The sequence below is a fragment of the Actinomadura sp. NBRC 104412 genome (genome assembly GCF_030269515.1).
Lineage (GTDB): Bacteria > Actinomycetota > Actinomycetes > Streptosporangiales > Streptosporangiaceae > Spirillospora.
The window spans coordinates 1,848-3,248 of sequence record NZ_BSTM01000067.1 but is presented as its reverse complement, the minus strand read 5'-3'; the positions used below and the strand labels follow the sequence as shown (position 1 = coordinate 3,248).

The 1,401-nt window shown below is 58.3% G+C and carries 1 rRNA gene (cut by a window edge); it reads right to left on the bottom strand.

The features are described from left to right. A 23S ribosomal RNA gene (locus QSK21_RS35575) occupies positions 1–1,336 on the bottom strand; its annotated part reaches 1,510 nt to the left of the window's first position; the annotation flags it as partial. Between the last annotated feature and the right edge of the window lie 65 nt (positions 1,337–1,401).

Here is a 1,401-nt window from a genome sequence, read left to right as displayed (position 1 = left end):
ACTCGACGGCTTCACCGGACGCAGGACGCTCCCCTACCCACCCACACCCCCACAGGGGTGCGAGTGCCACGGCTTCGGCGGTGTGCTTGAGCCCCGCTACATTGTCGGCGCGGAATCACTTGACCAGTGAGCTATTACGCACTCTTTCAAGGATGGCTGCTTCTAAGCCAACCTCCTGGTTGTCACGGCAACTCCACATCCTTTCCCACTTAGCACACGCTTAGGGGCCTTAACCGGCGATCTGGGCTGTTTCCCTCTCGACCACGAAGCTTATCCCCCGCAGTCTCACTGCCACGCTCTCACTTACCGGCATTCGGAGTTTGGCTGACGTCAGTAACCTTGTCGGGCCCATCGGCCATCCAGTAGCTCTACCTCCGGCAAGAAACACGCAACGCTGCACCTAAATGCATTTCGGGGAGAACCAGCTATCACGGAGTTTGATTGGCCTTTCACCCCTAACCACAGGTCATCCCCCAGGTTTTCAACCCTGGTGGGTTCGGGCCTCCACACCGTCTTACCGGCGCTTCACCCTGCCCATGGCTAGATCACCCCGCTTCGGGTCTACAGCATGCGACTCAAACGCCCTCTTCAGACTCGCTTTCGCTACGGCTACCCGCCACCGGTTAACCTCGCCACACACCATAACTCGCAGGCTCATTCTTCAAAAGGCACGCCATCACCCGGCCCCCCTCCAAAGAAGAAGACCCAGGCTCTGACGGCTTGTAGGCACACGGTTTCAGGTACTCTTTCACAACCCCTCACCGGGGCACTTTTCACCTTTCCCTCACGGTACTGGTCCGCTATCGGTCACCAGGAAGTATTCAGCCTTACCACGTGGTCGTGGCAGATTCACACGGGATTCCACGGGCCCCGTGCTACTCGGGAACACACCCAGAAGCCACTCAAGTTTCGCCTACCGGACTCTCACCGTCTACGGTCGACCATCCCAAGCCGTTCGACTACCCAAGCGGTTTATCACTTCTCGCTGGACCGGCAGATCCAGCCAGGCGGCCCCACAACCCCGCACACGCAACGCCCGCCGGCTCTCACACGCGCACGGTTTAGGCTCCTCCGCTTTCGCTCACCACTACTCACGGAATCACATATTGTTTTCTCTTCCTACGGGTACTGAGATGTTTCACTTCCCCGCGTTCCCACCAACCGCCCTATACATTCAGACGGCGGCGACACCCCATGACGAGTGCCAGGTTACCCCATTCGGAAACCCCCGGATCACAGTCTGGTTGCCGACTCCCCGAGGCATATCGCAGGCTCCCACGTCCTTCATCGGCTCCTGATGCCAAGGCATCCACCGTATGCCCTCAAAAACTTGAACACACGAAACGATCAACAAATCGCACAGAAACAAAGAACCCCACCCACCACAAAAGCAGGCAGGAA